Raw genomic sequence first — 23,612 nt, 5'->3', positions numbered from 1 at the left:
CCGGCGTGATCGTCGCCTGCGACCGCGGAGCCGACAGAACCGGCGGGCAACGGTCACAAGCGATGATCACCGCGGCAGGGCGAGTGCCGCCACAACCGCCCATGATCACCGGTCGGGACCGAGACCGGCCGCATCCGGCGGGGAGCATTCCCAGACGACGATCATGAAACGCCGCACCCGCCGCCAGCCCGGAACCTCTGCCCGTGATCGCTGATCGGGACCACACATGGCCACCTGCGGCCGCAGAGCGTCCTGAACGGCGATCATGACACCCGGCGTGATCGTCGCCTGCGACCGCGGAGCCGACAGAACCGGCGGGCAACGGTCCCAAGCGGCGATCGTGGAGCCCCTTGAACACGACTGCCGTCCGCCGGAGGTCCCGGCGGCCAGCGGTCGCGTTTCTCGTGGATCACTCCCCGGCGACGGGGTCGAACCTCCGCACGTCCGGCGAGGCGGGGTGCGAGGGGGCGGGGGTTCCGTCCCACGGGGCGGGCGCCCCGAGCTCGACCCGCACCTCAGTCGTGGCGCCGGGGTCGACCCGCACGCTGCGGACGTCGGGCGCGTAGCCGGCGGCGGTGAGGGTGTAGGTGCCGGCGGCCAGGTCGGTGAAGGCGAACCCGCCGTCGGCCGCCGTGGTGGCGGTGCCGACCACCTCGCCCGCGGGCGAGATCAGCGTCGCGACCGCCTCGGCCACGCCCCGGCCGGTGCGCGCCGCGGTGACCGTGCCGCGCAGCTCGGCCCGGACCGGCAGCTGCAGGTCCACGGTCGCGGCCTCGCCGTCCTCGAGCAGGACGGTGGTGACCACCGGCTGGTGGCCGGCCAGGGCGGCGGTGAGCGTGTAGGTCCCGGCCGGGACCCCCTCGATCACGTAGCCGCCGGTCTCGTCGGTGCGGGCGGCACCGGTGACGTCGCCGCGGGCGTCGATCAGCGTGACGGCCGCACCGGCCGCCGGCTCGGTCGCACCCCGGTCGACGGTGCCGGAGACCCGGCCGCCACCGGCGAGGGTCACGTCGTGCCGGGCCGGGCGGTCCGCCACGGCGACCATCGACGCCGAGGGCCGCAGCGACCCCGAGGACACGACCAGCAGGTACGTGCCGCCGGTGGGCAGGTGGAACTCGTAGCCGCCGTCGGGCGCGGTGGTGGTGCGGGCGACCTGCTCGCCGCGGGCTCCGGTGAGGGTCACGGCCGCGTCGCGGATGCCGGTCCCGCCGGCGCCGGTCACGAAGCCGTAGACCGCCGGGCCGACGCCGTCGGGGTGCTGCCCCGGACGGGGCCGCGGGCCGGGCGACGGCCGGGGGACGGGCTGCGCCTGCTGGGGCCGGGCGTGCCTGCCCTGCGACCAGTCCCCGGCAGGCGCGGCAGAGGGGGCCGCAGCGGACCCAGCGGCGGGCACAGCGGCGGGCACGGCGGCAGGCACCGCCGGTGTCGGCTGCCCGGCCCGGACGACCGGGATGGGCATGGTCGCGGGCTCGAGGGCCGGCGCGGCGACAGCCGCGGGGGCGCCGCCGTCGACCTCCTCGCGCTGCTGCTCGAGGCCGCTCTGGGTGCGCAGCGGCACCTCCTTGATGAACACGATCGCGAGCAGCGAGACCACGGCCAGGACCGCGGAGACCAGGAAGATCGTGGCGGTGCCGTCGCCGTAGGCGGCGCGCACGATGTCGGCGACGAAGCCGGGCAGCTGGTTGAGCGAGCCGATCCCGACCTCACCGGACCCGCCGGCCGGGACCTGGACCCCGGCGTCGGCCAGGCCGTCGGTGGTCAGGGTGGCGACCCGGCTGGCCAGGATCGAGCCGAGGACCGAGACGCCGATCGTGCCGCCGAGCGAACGGAAGAAGGTCACCGTCGACGAGGCGGCGCCGAGGTCGCTCGCCCGCACGGTGTTCTGCACCGCCAGGACCAGGTTCTGCATCGTCATGCCCATGCCGAGGCCGAGCACGGCGAGGAAGGTGCCGACGAGGACCATGTTCGTGGCGTGGTCGATCGTGGCGAGCAGGCCGAAGCCGGCGATCATCAGGATCGCGCCGCCGACCAGGAAGCCCTTCCACCGGCCCAGGCGCGAGATGAGCTGCCCGGACAGGGTGGCCGAGACCGTCGAACCGATGATCATGGGGAGGGTCAGCAGGCCGGAGGCCGTGGGCGAGTAGCCGCGGGCGATCTGGAAGTACTGGCCGAGGAAGACCGCGCTGCCGAACATCGCGACACCGACGGCGATGCTCGCGACCACGGCGAGGGTGGTGGTGCGGTCCTTGAACAGCCGCAGCGGGACGATCGGCTCCGCGGCCCGCGACTCGACGAACACGGCGAGCCCGAGCAGGGCGACGCCGATCGCGACCAGCGACCACGAGGTGCCCGAGCTCCAGGCGAAGTCGTTGCCGGCGAGGGTGACCCAGATGAGCAGGTCGCAGACACCGGCCGCGATCAGTGCGGCACCCAGGTAGTCGATCTTCACCGCCCGCTTGACCACGGGCAGGTTCAGCGTGCGCTGCACGACGACCAGCGCCACGATCGCGACGGGCGCGCCGACCCAGAAGCACCAGCGCCAGCCCAGCGCGCTGTCCACGATCACGCCGCCGATCAGCGGCCCGGCCACGGTGGCCAGCGACATCACCGCGGCGATCGGGCCGGTGTAGCGGCCGCGCTCGCGGGGGCTGATCATCACGGCGATCACGATCATGACCAGCGACTGCAGGGCGCCGAGGCCCAGGCCCTGCACCGCGCGCCAGACGATCAGGATGCTCACCGAGTGCGAGAAGCCGGCGAGGATCGACCCGCCGATGTAGAGCACGATCGCGATCTGGACCAGCAGCTTCTTCGAGAAGAGGTCGGAGAGCTTGCCCCAGATCGGGGTGCTGGCCGTGGACGACAGCAGGGTCGCGGTGACGACCCAGGTGTACTGGCTCTGCGTGCCGTGCAGGTCCGTGATGATCGTCGGCAGCGCGTTCGACACGATCGTCGACGACAGCAGTGCGGTGAACAGCGCCAGCAGCATCCCGGTGAGGGCCTGCACGATCTGGCGGTGGGTCATGCCGGCGCCGCCGCCGGCGGCCCCGTCGGGGGTGCCGCTCCCCGTCCGGGCCCGGGGCGCCGCCTCGGCGTGGGTGATGGACACGGTGTCTTCCTCGTCCTCGTCGTTGGTTGCTACACGCAACGATAATCGGATGTATGCACCATGCAAGTTGTTATCGCGTGATCGTGCTCACCGCCTGCGGGCTTGCCCGACATGCCGCTCGACCACGCGGCGGCCGACGCTCGGGTCGACAACCTCTTCCGGGGCGTCGGGGCGTCGGGGGCGTCCGGCCGGCTCAGCCAACCGGTCCGCGAGCCCGGTCAACGCGACGACGGCGCCCGCGACCCCGTCCGGCTCGACGGTCAGCCGCAGGTCCGGCATCAGCCCGGTGAGATCGTGGAACAGCTGCACCCCCGCGCTCGAGAGCACTGTGACCTTGTCGAGGTCCACCCGCAGCGGGCGGGTCCGGCCGCGACCGGCCTGCAGCAACTGCGCCCGCAACCGGTCGACGGTCGTCAGGTCGACCGGACCCGAGACCCGCGCGACCGCGTCCTCCTCGTCGAGGTCGACGACGAGCTCGTCGTGCCGCGGTCGTGGATCCGGCGCCGGCGGTGGCACCCCGATCGTCACCGGCCGGCCGAGCCGGCGGGTGAGCCGCACCGTCGTGCCCGCGGGGCCCCGCTCGATCGCGGTGTCGTCGGTGAGCTCGCGCATCATCTGCACCCCGCGCCCGCCCGCGACCGGCCCGCGCGGGGGTGTCCGCCAGCGGCCGGCGTCGGCGACCGTCAGCCGGACGGCGCCGTCCGGACCCAGCTCCGCCCGGAGACGCACCGGCCGGTCCGTTCCCCAGGGGGCGCCCCGCGGGCACCTCGAGCCGACGGGCCCCGGCCCCCAGACCGACGACGACCGGCGGCGGATGGGCGTGCGCGGCCACCTCGAGCTCCCCGGTCGCCGGGTCCAGCACGGCCAGGCAGACGGTCGCCGCGCGGGTCGCCCGCTGCCGTGCGGCGAAGCGGTCGAGCCGCTGCAGCGCCACCGCCGAGGCCTCGCCCGCGCGCAACGCGTCGAGCGCGACCGCGCGCAGCTGCCCCATCGCGCCGGCCGCCGCGGCGCCGTGTCCCACGACGTCGCCGACCAGCAGCCCGACGCGGTCGTCGGGCAGCACCACCACGTCGAACCAGTCCCCGCCGGCGGCCAGCTCGTGGCCGGCGACCCGGTAGTGCGCCGTGGTGACCACGCCGGGCAGCACCGGCACGCCGGTGGGCAGCAGGCTGCGCTGCAGCTCGAGCACGATCTCCGACGCGTGCCGGTACCGCCGCTCCGAGGCCGCCGCCGCCCGCTCGGCCTCCTCCTGGCGCAGGGCCTGGGCGGTGGTCTCCGCGATGTGCACGACGCGCCCCCGGACCGTCCCGTCGGCGTGGTGCGTGGGCAAGAACGTGTAGGTGAAGAAGCTCTCTTCCAGCCGGCCGTCGCCGTCCCGGTCGACCAAGACCCGACGGTGATCGGCCGAAACCGGGCGGCCCGCGGCGAAGGCCTCCTCCACAATCTCGAAGATCTGCTGCCCCTCCAGCTCGGGCAGCACCTCGCGGATCGGGCGGCCGACGATCCCGGGGCGGAACCCGGCCGAGGCACGGGCGCCGGTGTTGGCCGCGACGACCCGCAGCTCGGGGCCCTCGAAGGCCCAGATGATCGCGGGAACCGACTCGAATGCGCCGAGGACGTCGGCGGGAGCGCCGGCGTCACTCGTACCGTGCTCCGCCGGCATGCACGCATCCTGGTACAGCCGCGACAGGCCCGCGCCCCGGTTCAGGTGCCGCGCAGGACGGCGGCAGTCGCGCGCCGGCGCCACCCGCGCCGACGCCGACCGGGCCGCCGGGCGCGGCCCCTCAGCTCGACCCGGCCGCGACCGACTCCTCCTCGTCGCACAGGACGTCGTCGCCGTAGAGGGCCTCGACCCAGTTGCTCTGGTACACGGTGTCCAGATAGCGCTCCCCGAGGTCGGGGGCCAGCGCCACCGCGACGGTCCCGGGCGTGCCGTGCTCGGCGAGCCAGCGGGTCGCACCGCTGACCACGGTGCCGGTGGAGCCTCCGAAGAGGAACCCGCGCCGGGCCAACCGGTGACACATCCGCACCGTGTCGGCCTCCTCGACCCGCACCACGTCGTACACCAGGGACCGCTCGAGGAACTGGGAGGGGACGCTGCTGCCCAGGCCGGGGATCATCCGCCGCCCCGGTGCGTCGCCGAAGGTCACCGATCCCGCCGCATCGACGGCCACGATCCGCACATCCGGTGCGTACTCACCGAACCACCGCGCGCACCCCATCAGGGTCCCGGTCGTGCCCGCCCCGACGAACAGCACGTCCAGGTCCGGGAACTCGCGGTGGATCTCCGGCGCGGTCCGCCGGTAGTGGGCACGCCAGTTGTCGGCGTTGCCGTACTGGTTGAGCCACACGTACTTCTCGTCCGAGGCGAGCAGTTCGCGCACGTGCCGCAGCCGCGCACCGAGCAGCCCCTCCTTGGGGTCCGGGTCGGTCATCACGTGCACCTCGGCCCCCAGCGCCTCCATCATCCGGCGGGTCGCCAGGTTGCACCGGGAGTCGGTCACGCACACGAACTTCAGGCCCTTGCTGGCCGCGAGCAGACTGAGCGCGACGCCGAGGTTCCCCGACGACGACTCGACGAGCACCGACCACGGGTGGATCACACCGCGCCGCTCGGCGGCCTCGACCATCTCGGTCGCGGCCTTCAGTTTGATCGATCCTGCGAAGTTGAACCCCTCGCACTTGAGGTGCAGCGGCTGGTCGACGATCGCGGACAGATCGACGTACAGCGCATCCTCGTTGTACTGATGGGGTTCGGAGATGACGGGCACTGGGCCCTCCTCGTCTGACTGCTCGCCCTGCGCGGGTCGCACCGGCGAGACCGGGGTGGAGAACGACGGAGGTTCGTGGTTCCGGCACGCGGGCGCGTCGAGGCGGCCGGGCGCACCGGGATGGGTCTCCGGCCGGGTGGACGGCCGGTGTGCCGGGTGGGCGCTGCGGGGCACGGACGGGCCCGTCCCGGATGTCGGCTTGCGTGGAGGTCGTGGCCGGTCAGCGCGGACCGGGTGGGAGCCGCACGGGTACGGCCGTCGCGCGCCCCGGTGGCCGGCGTGATCGCCGGCGGCGGGACGTCGCCGACGTCGCTCTCCTGGTGTCGTCACGAGCGGTCAAGGTTCCCCCCTTCCCGATCGGCGCGACACCCCCATGCCCCGTCGATCAGAGTCCCGCCGCCCCCTTGCGGCGAGTTGTGCACGTAGATCCCTCCGGACGAGCCGTCTGTTTCACGCCGGTCGAGAATTCACTCAGACGTCGTATAAGGGGTTGCGCGACAAGCGCGTTCCGTGCCCGGACGCGACAAACGGGTGGTCCGGCGCGCCTCGCCGACGCGAACGGGCGTTCCGATGCCTCGTCGGCGGCCTGGCCGACGGCCACGATGGACCGCAGGCCGTCCTCGGTCGACTTCCGAGGTGATCCCGAGCACACTGCCACCATGACCCCGCCGGACGACTTCGTCGGGCGGCGCGAGGAGCTCCGCGTGCTGGCCGCGGAGTTCGACCGGGCGCGCTCGGGGCAGGCCCGGGTCGTGTGGTTGACGGGTGAGGCAGGGATCGGCAAGACCTCCGTGCTGCATCGTTTCCGCGACCGGTCCGGGGCCGGGACGGTGCTGTGGGTCGGCGCCGACGAGGCCGAGGCGGGCCTGCCGTACGGGCTGCTGCAGCAGCTCCTCGCCGACGTGCCGGCGGAGCTGGTCGCCGACCTCCCGCTCCTCGGCACCGGACCGGCGCCGGGGGCGGACCCGGTCGACGTCGGGGCGGCTCTGCTGGAGGTCCTCGGGGCACTGCAGGCCGCGGGTCCGGTCCTGATCGTCGTCGACGACGCCCAGTGGGCCGACGAGCTCTCCGTGCGCGCGCTCGTGTTCGTGGTGCGGCGGCTCCGCCGGGACCAAATTCTGCTCGTTGCCGGGGTCCGCGCGGAGGACACGCCGTCGCCCGCCTGGGGCCGGATACTCGCCCAGGAGCCGCTGCTGCGCCGGCTCGCGTTGTCCGGACTGGACGCCGACGAGGTCGGGGCCCTGTCGGTCGCCCTCGGCGGCCCCGAGCTGCCGCCGGCGGCCGCGGTGCGGCTGCGCGACCACACCGAGGGCCACCCGATGCACGTCCGGGCGCTGGTGGAGGAGATCCCCCCGGCCGATCTGCTCGATCTCGCCGTCACCCTGCCCGCGCCGCGGTCGTTCGGCTCGCTGGTCCTGGTCCGGGTGGCCGCGCTGTCCCGGCCCGCCCAGGAGGTCGTGCTGGCCGCGGCCGTGCTGGGCGTGCGGGCCGCGCTGTCCGACGTGGCGGCGCTGGCCGGGGTGCCGGACCCGCTCGCGGCGCTCGGCGAGGCCGTCGGCGCCGGGGCGCTGCAGGAGGTGCCCGCCGGCGTCCGGCCCGACGTCGTGTTCCGGCACCCGCTGATCCGTGCCGCCGTGTACGCGGACCTGCCCCCCGAGCGCCGGCACCGCCTGCACGCGGCCGCGGCCGGCCGGCTCGGCGGCGCGGCCGCGCTCGAGCACCGGATCGCCGCGGCCGTCGGGCCGGATCCCGAGCTGGCTGCGGAGCTGCAGAAGCTGGGCGAGGCCGAACGCGCGACCCGACGGTGGCGGGACTCGGCGGCACACCTGCTGGCCGCGGCCGACCTCAGCCCGAGCCACCGGGAGCGGTCGGCCCGGCTCGTCGGCGCGATGGAGTCGATGCTCGCCGGCGGGGACCTCGGCGCGGGGCTGCGGGCCGAGCCGGAGGTGCGTGCGGCCGAGCCGAGCCCCGGCCGCAGCCGCGTGCTCGGCCGGCTCGCCGCGTTGACCGGCCGGTTCGCGGTGGCCCGCGAGGAGCTGACCGCGGCGGTCGACCGGAGCGGGCCGGACCCGGGCCGGCGGGCCGCGGCGGCGCACCTGGCCCTGGTCTCGCTGATCGAGGGCGACACGGCCCGGGCCGTCGCGTCGGCCGAGGAGGCGCTCGCCCTCGACGGGGCCGCCGACGTCGCCTCGACGGCGCGGTTCGTGCTGGTCGTCGCGCTGGCCGCCGAGGGCCGCCACGACGACGCCCGCGCCGTGCTCGACGCCGGGCCGTCCGGCCCCGAGTCGGTCGAGGCCCGGGCGCTGCGCGGGATCCTCGCACTCTGGACGGGCGACGCCGCCGGCGCCGCCCGGATCCTGTCCGGAGTGGTCGACGACCGGGCGCAGCACCTGCCGATGCAGGGGCGCCTGCTCGCGCTGGGCTACCTCGCCGAGGCGCACTACCGGACGGGCGACTGGCAGGAGGCGACCGTCGAGGCGGAGCTGGCGATCTCGCTGGCCCGGGACGCGGGCGTGGTGATGGGCAGCGGCGTCGTGCGGGCCATCGCCGCCTACGTGGCAGCGGGCCGAGGCGACCGCGACGCGGCGCGTGCCCACAGCGACGCGGCAGCCGGTGTCGCGCAGGCGCTGCCCTGGTGGGGCGGGCGCGCGTACGCCGCCCTCGCGGCCGCGACGCTCGCGCAGGCCGAGCACGATCACGCGGCGGTGTTGGAGGCCCTTCGGCCCTTCGACGATCCGGCGCTGTCCCGGCTGCTCGACAACGTCGGGCCCGTCGGCTGGCGGGTCCTGCACACCGAGGCCCTGCTCGGCCTGGGCCGCGAGCGGGAGGCGGACGCGGCCCTGCGCGCGCTCGAGGCCCGGGTCGCGGACCGGCCGGCGGGCTGGTCCGGAGTGGAGGCCGCCCGGCTGCGCGGCCTGCGCGAGGAGCTCCGACCGGACCGGGCGGCCGCCGAGCACGCCTACCGGCGCGGCCTCGAGACGGCCGGCGGCGTCGCCGCCGCGCTGAGCCGGGCCCGCCTGGAGGTCGCGCTCGGCCGGCTGCTCCTGACCGGCCCCGAACGACGACCGGCGGTGGACCTGTTGCGCACCGCCCACGACCGGCTCGCCCGGCTCGGCGCCGCGCCGTTCCTCGCGGAGTGCGACGACATGCTCCGCTCCGCCGGGCTGCACCCGCCCTCACCCGGCGACGCGCTGGGCCTCACCCCGCAGGAGCTGGCCGTCGCCCGCTCCGTCGCGGCCGGCCGTACCAACCGGGAGACCGGCGCGGCGCTGTTCATCACCGGCCGCACGGTCGCCTTCCACCTCAGCAACATCTACGCGAAGCTCGGCCTCTCCTCGCGCCGTGAGCTGGCCGCGCGCCTGCAGGAGCTCGACGCCCCACCGGTCCCCTGAGAGCGCAGTGATCACGGTCGGCGGGGCTCGGCGATCCGGAGCCACGCCGCCCCGGGGGTCAGATGTGCCGCCCGCCCGTCACCTCGAGCACCGTGCCGGTCATGTAGCTGGACAGGTCGGAGGCCAGGAAGAGCGCGACGTTCGCGACCTCGTCCGGGTCGCCGATCCGGCCCAGCGGCACCTCCGCCCGCTTCGCCTCGAGGATGTCCTCGCGCAGGTCCGCGGTCATCGCGGTGGCGATGATGCCCGGCTGGATCGCGTTGACCCGGATCCCCAGGTGGCCCAGCTCCTTGGCGGCGGCCTTGGTCAGCCCGACGATCCCCGCCTTGGCGGCGCTGTAGTTCGTCTGGCCCATCATCCCGACCTTGCCCGAGATCGAGGACATGTTGATCATCGCCCCGCGGCCCTGCTCGCGCATGACCAGCGACGCCGCCCGGACGCCGAGCCAACAGCCCCGCAGGTGGACGTCGACGACGGCCTCGAAGTCCTCGAGCGTCATCCGGCGCAGCGTGGCGTCCCGGAGGATGCCGGCGTTGTTGACCATCACGTCGAGCGACCCGTGCCGGTCGACACAGGTCCGGACCAGCGCGTCGACGTCCTCGGGCACCAGCACGTCGCACGCCACGCCGGTGACGCGATCACCCAGCTCCTTCGCGGCGGTCTCGGCGGCCTCGCCGTCCCGGTCCCCGATCACGACCGACGCACCGTTCGCGGCGAAGGTGCGGGCGATCGCCAGCCCGATCCCGGCCGCCCCACCGGTGACGACGGCGGCCCGCCCTGCCAGCAGCTCCATCACGTCCTCCTCAGCGCCACGCCGGCCGGCGGCCGCCGACCGACCCAGGCCTGAGCATCTCACTGCGCGACGGCGCGGCCGACGACGGCGCCGGCGTCATGCGACCCGGCCCGAGCTCCCGCGCGTGACCAGCCGCGGCGGGGTGACGTACTCCCCCGCCGGCCTCTCCCGTCCCTCCGCCCGCGCGATCGCGCAGCGGACGGCCGCGGCGGCCAGGGCGGCCGGGTCCTGGCTGACCGACGTCAGCTCGACGTTGCGCAGCGAGGCGAGGCGGGTGTCGTCGTAGCCGACGACCGACAGCTCGCCCGGCACGTCGACACCGCGCATCCGCAGCGTCAGCAGGAGACCGAAGGCGGTCATGTCGTTGTGCGCCAGCACGGCCGTCGGGCGGTCGGGGGCGGCCAGCAGCGCGGTGGCCGCGGCGACGCCGGACTCCTCGTCGGCGTGCCCCTCGACGACACGGGCGCGGGCAACCAGTCCGTGCGCCGCCATCGCCTCGAGATAGCCCTCCCGCCGAGTCTCGCTCATGATCGCCCGGCCGCCGTCGACGTAGTGGATGTCCCGGTGCCCCGCCGCCACCAGGTGCTCGACGGCCAGCGCGACGCCGCGGCGGTCGTCGGCGCGCACGGAGTCGACGGACTCGGCGTGCAGCTCCGAACCCACCAGCACCGTCGGGACCCTCCGGCTGACCGTGGCGAGGTCGTGGCTACCCATCTCCGGGCTGACCAGCACCAGCGAGGCGCAGCGGTCCTGCACCAGACGCTCGATTGCCTCGAGCTCGCCGCGATCGCGGGTCGTTGCGGAGAGCACGAGGTCGTAGCCGCTGTCGGCGACGGCCCGGTAGAGGTGCTCGACGACCTCGGCGTGGAAGGCCTGCGACACCGTGTACGTGACGCCGAGCAGCCGCGAGTGCTGCTCGCGCAGCATCCGGGCGCGCTGGTCGGGGCGGTACCCGAGCCGGTCGGCGGTGCTCAGGATCCGGCGCCGGGTCTCCTCGGAGACGCCCGGCTCGCCGCGGAGCGCGACGGACGCCGAGGACACGGAGGTGCCCGCGGCGCGGGCGACGTCCACGATGGTCACCCGCCCGGCCTGCCCGGCCCTCGCCGCCACCCTGCGCCTCCCGTCCCGGAGCGATCCCGGCCCGACTTTGTCTTGACATGCTAGCGAGCCCCTCGTTAGCGTTCCACCACTTTACCGGAACGTTCCGGCTGGCTCCGACGCTCGTCCTCGACCTGGAGCCGGAACGTTCCGGATCGATCCTCCGCTTCTCTCCGAAAGGGCACGACGATGTCCCAGACCCGTACCGGCCGGCCCCTCGCGGTCGCCGTGATCGGCGCCGGCATGGCCGGCCGCAGCCACGCCGCGGCGTACCGCAACGCCGGCACCGTCTTCGGGCCGGGTCTCCCGGAGATCCGGCTCGCCGCGATCGCCGACGCCAACGTCGAGCTCGGCGAGGACGCCGCCCGTCGCTACGGCTACGAGCGGGCGTACTCCTCGTGGGAGCAGGTCGCCGAGGACCCCTCGATCGACGCCGTGAGCATCGTGGTGGGCAACGCCCTGCACCGCCCGATCGCCGAGGCGCTGGTCGCCGCGGGCAAGCACGTGCTGTGCGAGAAGCCCCTCGCCGGTTCGCTCGACGACGCCCACGCGATGGTCGCGCTGGAGCGCTCGACCGACCTGGTCACCGCCGTCGGCTACACCTTCCGCCGCAACCCCTCCATCGCCGCGATCCGTGACCACGCCCGGCGCGGCGAGCTGGGCGCGTTGTCGGTCTTCCAGGGCCGCTACTGGTGCGACTACGCCACCGACCCCCACGGCCCGCTGAGCTGGCGGTTCAAGGGGCCCCAGGGGTCCGGCGCGCTCGGCGACATCGGCTCGCACGTGATCGACACCGCCGAGTACGTCGCCGGCCCGATCGTCTCGGTCGCCGGGGCGGCGCTGTCCACCCAGATCGGCAAGCGGCCGCTCCCGCTGGGCGCGGTCGTCGGGCACAACGCCGCCCCGGTCTCCGACGAGCTCGGCGAGGTCGAGAACGAGGACTCCGCGACCTTCACCGCCCGCTTCGCCTCCGGCCTGGTCGGCACCTTCTCCGTGTCCCGCACCGCCTTCGGCCTGCCCAACGGCCTCGCGTTCGACGTCCTCGGCGTGGCCGGGCGCGCCGCGTTCGACCAGAACCGTCCCGCGGAGTACCTGTTCGACGACGCCCAGCCCGAGGCCCGCACCCGGGGCGCCCGGCAGATCATCGCCGGTCCTCAGCTGCCCTACTTCACGGGCGGCATGCCGATGGAGGCCCCCGGCGTCGGCGGCGGCAACAGCGAGAACTTCACCTACCAGGCGCGCGCGTTCCTCGACCAGGTCGCGGGTGTGGCCGACCCGCTCCCGCCGTGCGCGACCTTCGCCGACGCTCTGCGCACGATGGAGATCATCCAAGCCGTCGTGCGCTCCGCCGCGGCCGGCGGCGCCGCCGTCGACGTCCCCGCCGTCCCCTCCGTCTGACCCCTCTCGCAGAAGGAACGATCATGGCCCTCAAGCTCGGCGCCTACACCGCCTGCCTGCACGACCACACCCTCACCGAGGCCCTCCACGTCCTGGCCGCCAACGGGCTGACCTCGGTCGAGGTCAACACCGGCGGCTTCATCCCGGCCCCGCACTGCCACGTCGACCAGCTGCTCACCTCCGCGAAGGCCCGCGAGGACTACCTCGCGACCTTCGCCGAGCGCGGCCTGGAGCTGACCGGGCTCAACTGCAACGGCAACCCGCTCAACCCGCTCCCGGGCGTCGGCCCCAAGCACGCCGACGACCTGCGCCGGACCATCAAGCTGGCCGGCCTGCTCGGCGTCAAGCACGTCGTGACGATGTCCGGCACCCCCGGCTCGGACCCCGACGCCAAGTACCCCTCCTGGGTCGTCAACCCCTGGGACGGCGTCTACATGGACGTGCTCGACTACCAGTGGGGCGTCGCCCGCGAGTTCTGGACCGAGATCGACGCGCTGGCCCGGGAGAACGACGTCCGGGTCGCCATCGAGATGCACCCGCACAACCTGGTCTTCTCCCCCGTCACGCTCAAGAAGCTCGTCGACGACATCGGCGCCACGAACGTCGGCGCCGAGATGGACCCCTCACACCTGATGTGGCAGGGCATGGACGTCGTCGCCTGCATCCGCTGGCTCGGCCCGCTGGTGTTCCACGCCGCCGCCAAGGACGCCGCACTCCAGCCCGGCGTCGACATCCGCGGCGTGCTCGACACCTCCTTCACCCGCGTCCCTGCCGACGGGGAGAACAAGGTCCCCACCGGCTACGGCTTCTGGTGCAACGCCTGGCCGGAGAACCCGGCGTGGAAGTTCGTCGCCGTCGGCCTCGGGCACGACACCGCCTACTGGACCGAGTTCCTCCGCGCCCTCGCCGAGATCGACCCCGACATGGCGGTCAACATCGAGCACGAGGACGCCGCCTACTCCCAGACCGAGGGCCTCGCCCTGGCGGCCAAGAACCTGCACGCCGCCGCCGGCGGGCTCTGACCCGGCGCGGGACCTACCCGGGCGTGGTCGCGCGGAACCGGAAGGACCGTGCGCCCAGGCTCGTCTCCGCGTCGGCGAACCCCGCCGCGCGAAGCCGCTCGGGCAGGGTCGCCGGGTCGACCGGCACCATCGTGTCGCGGACGTGCAGCAGCCGGAACCGGAGCGAGACCCGGCTGTCCGAGCCGGCGAACGTCCCGCCGGGCCGCAGCACCCGCGCGGCCTCGGCGAACAGCCGGTCCTGCCGGTCGGCCGAAGGCACGTGGTGCAGCATCGTGAAGCAGACGACGACGTCGACGCTCCCGGTCGGGAACGGCAGGTCCGCCCCGTCGCCGGTCCTGATCTCGACCCGGCCGGCGAGATCCCGTCGCAGGTCGGCGGCGAGGGCCGGGTCGACCTCGACGGCGGTGAGGCCGCCGGCCCGCTCGGCCAGCCAGCGGGTCGTCACCCCGTATCCCGGACCGATCTCCAGCACGTCGCCGGTGAGGTCGACGCCGTCGAGCGCCCACGGCATGACCTGGCCGTGCATCCGCTCCGCCCAGCCCGCGGAGCGGCACAACCGGCGGTGGACGGCGTCCATCGGCATGGTTCCGGACGCTAGAGGGCACGCGGGCGCCGGTCGAGCGGCGCACCCGTCCTCGTCAGCATCCCGTCGACCAGCAGATCAGCGTAGGCCGCGCCGATCTGGTCCGGCGAACGTCGCCCGTCGGGCCGGTACCAGCGGTACACCCAGTTCGCGGCCCCCAGGACCGCGAGGGCCGTGAGCTGCGGGTCCAGGTCCGGCTTGACCCGCGGGTCGGCCTGCGCGTCGGCGACGAGGCCGGCGACCACCTCCTGGTAGTCGCGGATCGGCAACCGCGCGCGGTTCTCGGCGGAGAGCTGGTCGAACTCGTGCAGGAGCACGGTCGTCTCCACCAGGTTGTCGATCAGGTACCGGACGTGACCGCGGATCACGGCCCGCAGCCGTTCGACGGGGTCGAGCTCGGCCTCGGCCAGCTCCCGCAGGTTCTCCAGACCGCCCGCGTACACGGTCCGGACGACCTCGAACAGCAGCTCGTCCTTGCTGCGGATGTAGTGGTACAGACTGCCCTTCAGCACCCCGAACTCGTCGGCGATGTCCTGCAGGGTCGTCGACCGGTAGCCCTTGCGGGCGAAGATCCGGGCCGCGATGTCCAGCAGCTCCTGCCAACGGCCGTCGTCGGCGCGGAAGGGCGGCGCGGTGTCCGTCCGCGCCGCCCTCCTCCTGTTCACCACCGGTCCGGCGCTCCACTCACACCCCGGCCGACAGCTCGGCGAGCAGCCGGTCGCGCAGCCGGAACTTCTGGATCTTGGTCGCGGACATCGGCCAGTCGTCGGTGAACCGCACGTACCGCGGCACCTTGTACTTCGCCAGCCCCGCCCGGCAGTACGCCGTCACGTCGTCCTCGGTCAGGGTGGCCCGGGGGCGCAGCTCGACGAACGCGGCCGGCACCTCGCCGTACTTCGGGTCCGGCACGCCGACGACCACGGCCGTCTGCACGTCCGGATGGGCGCCCAGGTAGGCCTCGACCTCCAGGCAGCCGACGCTCTCGCCGCCGACCTTGAGCATGTCCTTGGTGCGGCCGCGGAAGGTCAGGTTGCCGGCGGCGTCGATCGAGGCGAGATCGCCGGTGTGGAACCACCCTTCGGCGTCGAAGCCGGCCGCCGTCTTCGCGGGGTCGTTGCGGTAGCCCTGGAAGAGGTTGAACCCCCGGATCCACAGCGGACCGGTCTCGTCCGCCGGCAGCGGGGCGCCGGTCAGCGGGTCCCGCACCTGCGCCTCGACACCGGTGAAGGGCTTGCCGGAGGTCAGCCGGGCTTCCAGCGGGTCGTCGAGCCTGCCCATGATCGCGACGCCGCCGGTCTCGGTGGAGCCGTAGCAGCTCACGTGGGCGGTGTGCGGCAACCGTTCCTGGAACGAGCGCAGCAGCTCCGGCGGGCCGACGGTGAGCATCGCGCGCACGCGCCGGAAGGTGTCCGGGCCGTAGGACGGGTGGTTCAGCAGCGGGCTCGTCAGCGTCGGATAGGCCGGGTAGAGGATCGTGGCGCGCTCGCGCTCGATCTGCTCCATGGCGGCGTCCACCTCGAAGTGGGTCATGGACAGCCAGGCCGCACCGGCGTTGAGCACGCCGACCATCGGCGCCTGCGCGCTGACGTGGAACATCGGCAGCGGGTTCCACATCCGGTCGGCGGCGGTGAGGCCGAACGCCTCCTCCCCCACCGCCCGCCCCAGCCCGACGACGGAGCGGTGCGTGAGCGGGCAGCCCTTCGGCTCCGCCGTGGTCCCGGACGTGTACATCATGATGTACGGCTGGTCGGGTCCGACGGCCTCCGCGGCGGCGAGCGCGTCCCCGGTCCCGGCCGCCAGGAAGTCCTCGCGGGTGCGGAAGCCGGGCGCCTCCCGGCTGCCCATCACGACGGCGGCCCGCAGCCCGGGCGCACCGGCGAGCGCCGGCGTCGCACCCGGCTCGGCCGCGGCCAGCTCGGGAAGGGCCTGGTGCAGCCGCGCCACGTAGTCCACGTGCTCGTCCACGGCATCCGTCGTGAGCAGCACCTTCATCCCCGAGTCGGGGACCACGTGCGCGATCTCCCGCGGCGCCAGCCGCGCGTTGACCGGCACGAACAGCGCCCCGGTCATCGCCGTCCCGATCATGGCGTGGGCGAACGCGAGCCCGTTGGGCATCAGGGTGCCGACGGCGTCGCCCGGCCCCACGCCCAGCGCGAGCAGCGCCCGGGCCACCTCGCTCGCCGACTCCAGCAGCTCGCGGTAGGTCTGCCGGACGTCCGGGAACACGAACGCGTCGGCGTCCGGGTGCTCGCGGGCCGCGCGCAGCACGAGGCCCGGAATCGTCAACGGGGCGCTCACGAGAAGGACCGCGGCAGGCCGAGGCCCTCGGCGATGCCGTTGCGCGCCATCTCGTTCGTCACCGGGCCGATCCGGAACAGCCGGACGTCGCGCCAGTAGCGCTGCATGTCCGTCTCGGCCGAGTACCCCATGCCGCCGAGGATCTGCAGGCCCAGGTCGGCGGCCTGCCCGGCCAGCTCGGAGGCCACGACCTTCGCCATGTTCGCCTCCTGCCCGCACGGGCGCCCCAGAGACTGCAGCCAGGCCGCGCGGTAGACCATCAGCTCGGCCTGGTCGCGCCACATCGCGATGTTGGCGACATGGTGCTGCAGCGCCTGGAACCGGCCGATCGGGCCGCCGAAGGCCTCGCGCTCCTGCATGTACCGCAACGCGTCCTCGAGGACGCCGTCCATGATCCCCACGCAGAACGAGGAGAGCATGATCCGCTCGTTGTTCAGCGTGGGCAGCAGCATGTACCAGGCCCGGTCCTGCTCGCCGAGCAGGTTCTCGTCGGGCACGAACACGTCGTCGAGGAAGACGTCGCACGAGCCGAGCGCACGCATCCCCAGCTTGGGGATCTCCCGGATCGTCACGCCCTCCGCCTTCGCCGGCAGGATGAACAGCGAGACGCCCTGGTGCCGCTTCTCGCCGTGGTCGGCCGTGCGGGCCAGCAGCAGGATGTAGTCGGCCACGTGCGAGGCCGAGCTCCAGGTCTTCTGCCCGTTCACCACCCAGCCGCCGTCGACCTTGCGCGCGCGGGTCCGCATGCCGCCGAGCAGGTCCGTGCCGCCGCCGGGCTCGGTGAACCCGATCGCCCACTTCTCCCGGCCCTCGACGATCGCCGGCAGGTGCGCCGCCTTCTGCTCCTCCGTGCCGTAGAGGCCCACCGACTTGCCGCCGGCGAACGACGTGATGCCCCAGACCCAGGTCAGCCCGGCCAGCGACCGGGCCAGCTCGCGCGCCAGGATCATCTGGGTCAGCACGTCGCCGCCCTGGCCGCCGTACTGCTCGGGGATCCCGATGCCGTGGAAGCCCGCCGCCGTGAACTTGTCGAACAGGGCGTGCGGGAAATGGTGTTCGTCGCGCTCCAGCTCCCGGGCCCAGGACTTGGGTGCCTCGCGGTCCACCCACTCCTTCACGGTCTTCCGGAAGAGCTGCTGCTGGTCGGTGAGCTCGAAGTCCACGCCGTACCTCCGTTGGTCCGCCGCGGGACGACGGTACCCGCCCAGACAATCGTTTGGTAGGGCCGTGGGGGTCACGACGCGGCGCAGGACCGGTACCGGCGTAGGCGAGCCCAGGTCCTGGACGACGCGGACCGGCTCGGCCGGCGTGAACCCGAAGTCGCGATCGCCGCTCGCGGGCTGTACGTCATCGTGGCGTAGCCCTCCCCGATCGGACTGGGCCAGTTGCGGGTCAGGCCGTGTGCGGAGTCACGTTTCTCAACTAGGGTGGTCGTTCCTGGTTCTCGACGCCGAGCAGGAGGTCGCCCGATGCCGCGCCGCCCCCGCCACGTCCGCCTCACCGAGCCGCTCGTCCGCGAGGACGGGGTGCTGCGCCCGGCGAGCTGGAAGGAAGCCCTCGACCGGGCCGCCGCCGGGTTCCGCGGCGTGCCGCCCGAGGCGTTCGGGATGTTCAGCTGCTCCAAGGCCACCAACGAGATGAACTTCATGGCCCAGAAGTTCTCCCGGGTGGTCATGGGCAGCAACAACGTGGACTCCTGCAACCGCACTTGACACGCTCCCTCGGTCGTCGGTCTGACGGCAGTGTTCGGAGCGGGTGGCGGCACGTCGGCCTACGTCGAGGCCGAGGACACCGACCTGCTGGTCCTGTGGGGTACCAATGCGCGCGAGACGCACCCGATCTTCTTCCACCACGTCCTGCAGGGCCTGAAGAAGGGCGCCCGGATGTGGTCGGTCGACCCGCGGCGCACCTCCACGGCGCAGTGGGCGGACGGGTGGCTCGGCCTCGACATCGGCACCGACGTGGCGCTGGCGAACGCGGTCGGGCGGGAGATCATCGACGCCGGGCTGGTCAACGAGGTGTTCGTCGAGCGGTCGACCACCGGGTTCGAGGACTACCGCGCCACGGTGGAGCCCTACACCCTCGCGCGCGCCCAGGAGATCACCGGCGTCGACGCCGGACTGATCCGCGACCTGGCGCACGCCTACGCCCGGGCCGACCGCGCCCAGATCTGCTGGACGCTGGGCATCACCGAGCACCACAACGCCGCCGACAACGTGTTCGCCCTGATCAACCTCGCGTTGCTCACCGGGCACATCGGCCGCTACGGGTCGGGGGTCGTGCCGCTGCGCGGGCAGAACAACGTCCAGGGCGGCGGCGACATGGGCGCCATCCCGGCCAAGCTGCCGGGCGGCTACGACCTCGGCGACGACGTGGCCCGCGGCCGCTTCGAGCAGGCGTGGGGCGCGCCGATCTCGCCGAAGCCGGGGATGCACCTGTCGCAGATCTTCGAGGCGATGGAGACCGGCACGATGCGGGCCCTCTACTGCATCGGGGAGAACCCGGCCGAGTCGGAGGCCAACGCCGCGCACGCCCGGGAGCTGCTGGAAGGCCTGGACCACCTCGTCGTCCAGGACATCTTCCGGACGGCCACGGCCGAGCTCGCCGACGTCGTCCTGCCCGCCGCGGCGGACTGGTGCGAGTACGAGGGCACGGTCACCAACTCCGAGCGCCGGGTCCAGCGCGTCCGCAAGGCGCTCGACCCGCCGGGTTCGGCCCGCCCGGACACGCACATCATCTGCGCCGTCGCCGACCGGCTGGGACACGCCTGGGGCGAGCCCACCGCCGAGGAGGTGTGGGACGAGCTCCGGTCGTTGTCCCTGGACTGGCACGCCGGGATGTCCTACGCCCGCCTCGACGCCCTCGGCGGGATCCAGTGGCCGTGCCCCGACGAGGACCATCCCGGCACGCCGACCCTGCACACCCGGCTGTGGGCCGAGGACCCCGAGGAGCGCGGCCGCCTGGCACCGTTCATGCCGGTGGAGCACGCCGCCCCGCTCGACGTCCTGAGCGAGGAGTTCCCGATCCGGCTCACCACCGTCCGCATCCTCGACGCCTACAACTCCGGTGTGCAGAGCGGCGGGTACGCGTCGCCGATGCGGCGGCGCGAGTCGTTGCGGATGGACGCCGAGGACGGCGCGAAGCTGGGCATCGCCGACGGCGACCGGGTGCGCGTCGTGTCCCGCCGCGGCGCGGTGGAGGCGCCGGTCGCCTTCGACCCCTCGCTGCGTCCGGGGCTGGCGTCGTTCACGCCCCACTTCTCCGAGGAGGTCGACATCAACGTGCTGACCAACGACGCGTGGGACCCCAAGTCGGGCACGTCGGAGTTCAAGGCGACCGCGATCCGCATCGAGAAGATCGGCAGCGAAAAGATCTGATGGACCTGCACCTGTCCACGGCCGAGCCGACGGAGGCCGAGCGCCGCGCCGTCGACTCGGCCTTCGCCGCGCACCGGTCGCCCGACGACGTCCCCGGCGCCGACGTGCGCTTCCCCGACTCGGGGCACGCCGCGCGGGCGCGCCGGCACATCCTGCTGCCCGCCCTGCACGCGGTGATGGACGCGGTCGGGCACCTCACGCCGGGCGCGTTGAACCACCTCGCCCGGGTGCTGTCCGTGCCGCCCGCCGACGTCTACGGCGTCGCCACGTTCTACGCGATGTTCAGCGTGACGCCGCGGGCCCCGCACGTCGTGCACGTGTGCGACGACGTGGCGTGCGCGCCGGCGGGCGCCGAGGCGATCATCGCGGGGCTGGCCGAGGACCTCGGCGAGGAGGGCGAGGGCAAGGAGGCGTGCTGGGTCCGCAGCCCCTGCCTCGGCCTGTGCGAACGGGCCCCGGCCGCGATGCTGCAGCTCGCCGGGCGGCCCGACGTGAGCGTCGCGCCGGCGGCGATCGGCGGCCTGCGCGCCGAGCTGGACCGGATCGCGACCGAGGAGCCCGGGGAGCCGAACCGGGTCCCGGCCGCCGACGCCGCGTTCGCCGACGCCACGGTCAGCGTCCCGCAGGCCGGGCAGCCGCAGCTCACCCTGCTGCGCCGGGTGGGCGTCGTCGACCCGGAGAGCATCGACGACTACCGCGCGCACGGCGGCTACGAGGCGCTGCGGCGCGCGGTCGCGCTCGGCCCCGAGCGGGTGATCCGGGAGGTCTCCGACGCCTCGCTCACCGGCCGCGGCGGGGCCGCGTTCCCGACCGGCGTCAAGTGGGACGGCGTCGCCCGCGCCCCGAGCCGCCCGCACTACCTGGTGTGCAACGCCGACGAGTCCGAACCCGGCACGTTCAAGGACCGCGTGCTGATGGAGTACGACCCCTTCGGGTTGATCGAGGCCATGACGATCGCCGGGTACGCCACCGGCTGCGAGCGCGGCTACCTCTACATCCGCGGCGAGTACCCGCTGGCCACGCGGCGCCTCGAGCACGCCATCGCGACCGCCCGGGCCCACGGGTACCTCGGCGCGGACATGGCCGGAGACGGTTTCACCTTCGACATCGAGCTGCGCCGCGGGGCCGGCGCCTACATCTGCGGCGAGGAGACCGCGCTGCTCAACTCGATCGAGGGCCACCGCGGCGAGCCCCGCAACAAGCCCCCGTTCCCCAGCACGAGCGGCCTGTTCGGCAAGCCGACCGTGATCAACAACGTCGAGACGCTGTACAACGTCCTGCCGGTGCTCGCGGTCGGCGGCGAGGCGTTCGCGAAGGTCGGCGGCGGCCGCTCGACCGGGACCAAGCTGTTCTGCGTGTCCGGGGCGGTCGGCACGCCCGGGGTCTACGAGGTGGACTTCGGCACCACGCTGGGTGAGCTGCTGGAGCTGGCGGGCGGCGTGCGCGGCGAGCTGCGGGCGGTCCTGCTCGGCGGGGCGGCGGGCGGGTTCGTGCTGCCCGACGGGCTCGACCTGCCGCTCACGCTCGAGGGCTCCCGCGAGATCGGCGCCACGCTCGGTTCGGGTGTCGTGCTCGCGTTGGACACGCAGGCGGACCTGACCGGGACGCTGCGGCGGATCGCGGCCTTCTTCCGCGACGAGTCGTGCGGGCAGTGCGTGCCGTGCCGGGTCGGCACCGTCCGCCAGGAGGAGGCGCTGGCCCGGCTCACCCGGGGCGCGCCGAAGGGCCCGGAGCTGACGCTGCTCGACGACCTGGCGCGCGTCATGCAGGACGCGTCCATCTGCGGCCTGGGACAGACCGCCCCGGCCGCTGTCATGTCCGCACTGAAACTGGGCCTGTTGTGAGAGTGGGGCTGCTGTGACGACCGTGCTTCTCGGCTCGATCTCCCGGCTCGTCACCGTCACGGTCGACGGCCGCGAGCTGCGCGTCCCCGAGGGCGCGACGATCCTCGACGTCCTGCGCGACCGGGGCGTCGAGACGCCGACCCTGTGCTGGGCGCCGAACCTCACGCCGATCAACGCCTGCCGGGTGTGCATGGTCGAGGTCGAGGGCTCCCGGGTGCTCGTGCCGTCCTGTGCGCGGAAGGTCGAGGACGGGATGGTCGTGCGCACGGACACCGAGAAGGTGCGCCACAGCCGTCGGATGGTCCTGGAGCTGCTCGCCTCGTCCGTCGACATGGACCAGGCGAGCACCGACGTGCAGCGCTGGATGGTCGAGTACGGTGTCGACCCGGCACGCTACGGACCGCCGGCGCCCCCCGAGGACGACCGCGCGGGTCACCGCGTGGGCCACCACCACGCGCCGGACGGGTCGACGGCGGCGAACGTCGCCCAGCCGGTCAAGGTCGACAACGACCTCTACGTGCGTGACTACGCCCGCTGCATCCTCTGCTACAAGTGCGTGAAGGCCTGCGGCACGGACGCGCAGTTCACCTTCGCGATCTCCGCCGCCGGCCGCGGGTTCGACGCCCACATCGCCACCGAGTACGACGGCGAGCTGCCCGACTCCGCCTGCGTCTACTGCGGCAACTGCATCGGGGTCTGCCCGACCGGCGCGCTGAAGTCGGTCCGCGAGCACGAGCTGCGCGAGGACGGCGACTGGCGTCCCGAGGAGCAGACCGTCACCACGACGATCTGCTCGTTCTGCGGGGTCGGCTGCAACCTGGAGCTGCACGTCCAGCAGGGCAGCATCGTCAACGTGACCAGCCCGTCGGACCACGACGTCACCCACGGCCACCTCTGCATCAAGGGCCGCTTCGGCTTCCAGCACGTGCAGAACCTGCCCGACGCCTGAGCGGACGGCCCCGGGCGTGCGGTCGGAGGGTTCTGGGGGCGGCGCCGACCCGCTACGTTGCGCACAGCGGCACACGCACGACGACGACACTCGCACGACTGTGGCACTCGCACGACGACGACCCTCGTACGACGACGTGAAGGGGTGCGCGTGGATCCGACCATCGTGGACACCGACCGCCATCCGCTCGATGACCCGGCGCTGGTCGACCGCGTGCGGGCCGAGCTGCGAGACTCCGGATGCTGCGTGCTGCCGGGGTTCGTGCGGGCCGAGCAGGTGGAGGCGCTGCGCGCGGAGGGCCGGGCGCTCGCCCCGCTCGCCCACCACCAGACCGCGATCGTCAACGTCTACAACACCGACCCGGACCCCACGCTCCCGGCGGAGCACCCCGCGCACCGGCCGTTGGAGCGGGGGAACGCGTTCGTCGCCCGCGACCGGATCCCGGCCGACGCGCTGATCCAGCGCCTCCACGCCGACCGCGCGGTCCAGCGGTTCGTCGCCGCCGCCTTCGGGCTGCCCGAGGTGTTCCCGCTCGCCGACCCGCTCTCGGGCCTCGTGCTCAACGTCGTCGCCCCCGGCCGCGAGCACCCCTGGCACTTCGACACCAACGAGTTCACCGTCAGCCTGCAGACCCAGGCCGCCGAGGCCGGTGGCCTGTTCCAGTACTGCCCCGGCATCCGGTCGCCGCAGGAGGAGAACCTCGACGCGGTCACCGCGGTGCTCGACGGCGACCACCGGGGCGTCCGCACGCTGGAGCTGCGCCCGGGTGACCTGCAGCTCTTCGCGGGCCGGTACTCGTTGCACCGGGTCAGCCCGGTCGAGGGCGGCCGCGAGCGGCACACCGCGATCCTCGCCTACAGCCGCCGGCCCGGGGTGGTGGGCACCGCGACCCGCACCCGCCAGCTCTTCGGCCGGGTGACCCGGACCCACACCGTGCCGGCCGGCCCCGGCCGCGTCGACCGGCTCCTGATCTGAAGG

16 protein-coding genes and 1 pseudogene are annotated in these 23,612 nt (G+C 73.9%); 7 read left to right on the top strand and 10 right to left on the bottom strand.

Annotated elements, in window-relative coordinates; translation table 11 throughout:
* Positions 1–409 precede the first annotated feature (409 nt).
* The 4 genes and pseudogenes from LWC33_RS05470 to sbnA all read right to left on the bottom strand — a co-directional run bounded on the left by LWC33_RS05470 (position 410) and on the right by sbnA (position 5,880).
* Entirely contained in the window at positions 410–3,109 is a 2,700-nt protein-coding gene (locus tag LWC33_RS05470) for an MFS transporter (RefSeq protein ID WP_233303113.1), read from the bottom strand.
* Between the two features lie 87 nt (positions 3,110–3,196).
* Complete coding sequence (locus LWC33_RS05465; RefSeq protein ID WP_233303112.1) at positions 3,197–3,838, bottom strand: STAS domain-containing protein; 642 nt, start codon at positions 3,836–3,838, stop codon at positions 3,197–3,199.
* A gap of 22 nt (positions 3,839–3,860) precedes the next feature.
* Positions 3,861–4,772: pseudogene (locus LWC33_RS36435) on the bottom strand (PP2C family protein-serine/threonine phosphatase); the annotation flags it as partial.
* A 121-nt stretch (positions 4,773–4,893) separates the two neighbouring features.
* On the bottom strand, positions 4,894–5,880 hold the full coding sequence (gene sbnA / locus LWC33_RS05455; protein ID WP_233303110.1) for a 2,3-diaminopropionate biosynthesis protein SbnA: 987 nt from the start codon (positions 5,878–5,880) through the stop codon (positions 4,894–4,896).
* 659 nt (positions 5,881–6,539) lie between these two features.
* On the opposite strand from sbnA, the gene LWC33_RS05450 reads away from it, so the two are divergent.
* On the top strand, positions 6,540–9,272 hold the full coding sequence (locus tag LWC33_RS05450) for an ATP-binding protein (RefSeq protein WP_233303109.1): 2,733 nt from the start codon (positions 6,540–6,542) through the stop codon (positions 9,270–9,272).
* A gap of 58 nt (positions 9,273–9,330) precedes the next feature.
* Here LWC33_RS05450 and fabG read toward each other — a convergent pair whose 3' ends face one another.
* Together fabG and LWC33_RS05440 are read right to left on the bottom strand one after the other, a co-directional pair.
* Entirely contained in the window at positions 9,331–10,065 is a 735-nt protein-coding gene (fabG, locus tag LWC33_RS05445) for a 3-oxoacyl-ACP reductase FabG (RefSeq protein ID WP_233303108.1), read from the bottom strand.
* A 96-nt stretch (positions 10,066–10,161) separates the two neighbouring features.
* Positions 10,162–11,175, bottom strand: coding sequence for a LacI family DNA-binding transcriptional regulator (locus LWC33_RS05440; protein ID WP_233303107.1), 1,014 nt, complete (start codon positions 11,173–11,175; stop codon positions 10,162–10,164).
* 177 nt (positions 11,176–11,352) lie between these two features.
* On the opposite strand from LWC33_RS05440, the gene LWC33_RS05435 reads away from it, so the two are divergent.
* Together LWC33_RS05435 and LWC33_RS05430 are read left to right on the top strand one after the other, a co-directional pair.
* Positions 11,353–12,561, top strand: coding sequence for a Gfo/Idh/MocA family protein (locus LWC33_RS05435; RefSeq protein ID WP_233303106.1), 1,209 nt, complete (start codon positions 11,353–11,355; stop codon positions 12,559–12,561).
* 23 nt (positions 12,562–12,584) lie between these two features.
* Positions 12,585–13,583, top strand: a complete 999-nt coding sequence (locus tag LWC33_RS05430; RefSeq protein WP_233303105.1) for a sugar phosphate isomerase/epimerase family protein — start codon at positions 12,585–12,587, stop codon at positions 13,581–13,583.
* Positions 13,584–13,596: 13 nt separating this feature from the next.
* Here LWC33_RS05430 and LWC33_RS05425 read toward each other — a convergent pair whose 3' ends face one another.
* Genes LWC33_RS05425 through LWC33_RS05410 form a run of 4 tightly spaced genes read right to left on the bottom strand, consistent with a single transcriptional unit; the run spans position 13,597 to position 17,627 of the window.
* Complete coding sequence (locus tag LWC33_RS05425; protein ID WP_233303104.1) at positions 13,597–14,166, bottom strand: class I SAM-dependent methyltransferase; 570 nt, start codon at positions 14,164–14,166, stop codon at positions 13,597–13,599.
* Between the two features lie 11 nt (positions 14,167–14,177).
* Complete coding sequence (locus LWC33_RS05420; RefSeq protein ID WP_233303103.1) at positions 14,178–14,831, bottom strand: TetR/AcrR family transcriptional regulator; 654 nt, start codon at positions 14,829–14,831, stop codon at positions 14,178–14,180.
* Positions 14,832–14,850: 19 nt separating this feature from the next.
* A complete protein-coding gene (locus LWC33_RS05415) occupies positions 14,851–16,464 on the bottom strand; it encodes an AMP-binding protein (RefSeq protein ID WP_233303102.1) in 1,614 nt (537 codons plus the stop codon).
* Entirely contained in the window at positions 16,461–17,627 is a 1,167-nt protein-coding gene (locus LWC33_RS05410) for an acyl-CoA dehydrogenase family protein (RefSeq protein WP_233303101.1), read from the bottom strand. The genes LWC33_RS05415 and LWC33_RS05410 overlap by 4 nt, the downstream gene beginning before the upstream one ends.
* Before the next feature lie 306 nt (positions 17,628–17,933).
* Between LWC33_RS05410 and LWC33_RS05405 the strand changes: the two genes are divergently transcribed.
* The 4 genes from LWC33_RS05405 to LWC33_RS05390 all read left to right on the top strand — a co-directional run bounded on the left by LWC33_RS05405 (position 17,934) and on the right by LWC33_RS05390 (position 23,609).
* Positions 17,934–19,841: a molybdopterin oxidoreductase family protein gene (locus LWC33_RS05405; protein ID WP_233303100.1), complete on the top strand. Its 1,908-nt coding sequence runs from the start codon at positions 17,934–17,936 to the stop codon at positions 19,839–19,841.
* Entirely contained in the window at positions 19,841–21,685 is a 1,845-nt protein-coding gene (locus LWC33_RS05400; RefSeq protein ID WP_233303099.1) for an NAD(P)H-dependent oxidoreductase subunit E, read from the top strand. Before LWC33_RS05405 ends, LWC33_RS05400 begins: the two co-directional genes overlap by 1 nt.
* A 13-nt stretch (positions 21,686–21,698) precedes the next feature.
* Positions 21,699–22,634, top strand: a complete 936-nt coding sequence (locus tag LWC33_RS05395; RefSeq protein WP_233303098.1) for a 2Fe-2S iron-sulfur cluster-binding protein — start codon at positions 21,699–21,701, stop codon at positions 22,632–22,634.
* Between the two features lie 150 nt (positions 22,635–22,784).
* On the top strand, positions 22,785–23,609 hold the full coding sequence (locus LWC33_RS05390; protein WP_233303097.1) for a HalD/BesD family halogenase: 825 nt from the start codon (positions 22,785–22,787) through the stop codon (positions 23,607–23,609).
* Positions 23,610–23,612 lie beyond the last annotated feature (3 nt).

It is taken from the genome of Pseudonocardia terrae (assembly GCF_021343995.1).
GTDB classification, from domain to species: domain Bacteria; phylum Actinomycetota; class Actinomycetes; order Mycobacteriales; family Pseudonocardiaceae; genus Pseudonocardia; species Pseudonocardia terrae.
Note: the sequence above shows the minus strand (reverse complement) of the source record. Positions and strands in the feature narration are given on the sequence as shown.

Excerpts from the sequence above, each read along its gene's own strand:
- LWC33_RS05450 (WP_233303109.1), top strand. The coding sequence starts at position 6,540 with ATGACCCCGCCGGACGACTTCGTCGGGCGGCGCGAGGAGCTCCGCGTG.
- fabG (WP_233303108.1), bottom strand. The coding sequence starts at position 10,065 with ATGGAGCTGCTGGCAGGGCGGGCCGCCGTCGTCACCGGTGGGGCGGCC.
- LWC33_RS05435 (WP_233303106.1), top strand. The coding sequence starts at position 11,353 with ATGTCCCAGACCCGTACCGGCCGGCCCCTCGCGGTCGCCGTGATCGGC.
- LWC33_RS05430 (WP_233303105.1), top strand. The coding sequence starts at position 12,585 with ATGGCCCTCAAGCTCGGCGCCTACACCGCCTGCCTGCACGACCACACC.
- LWC33_RS05425 (WP_233303104.1), bottom strand. The coding sequence starts at position 14,166 with ATGCCGATGGACGCCGTCCACCGCCGGTTGTGCCGCTCCGCGGGCTGG.
- LWC33_RS05400 (WP_233303099.1), top strand. The coding sequence starts at position 19,841 with ATGGACCTGCACCTGTCCACGGCCGAGCCGACGGAGGCCGAGCGCCGC.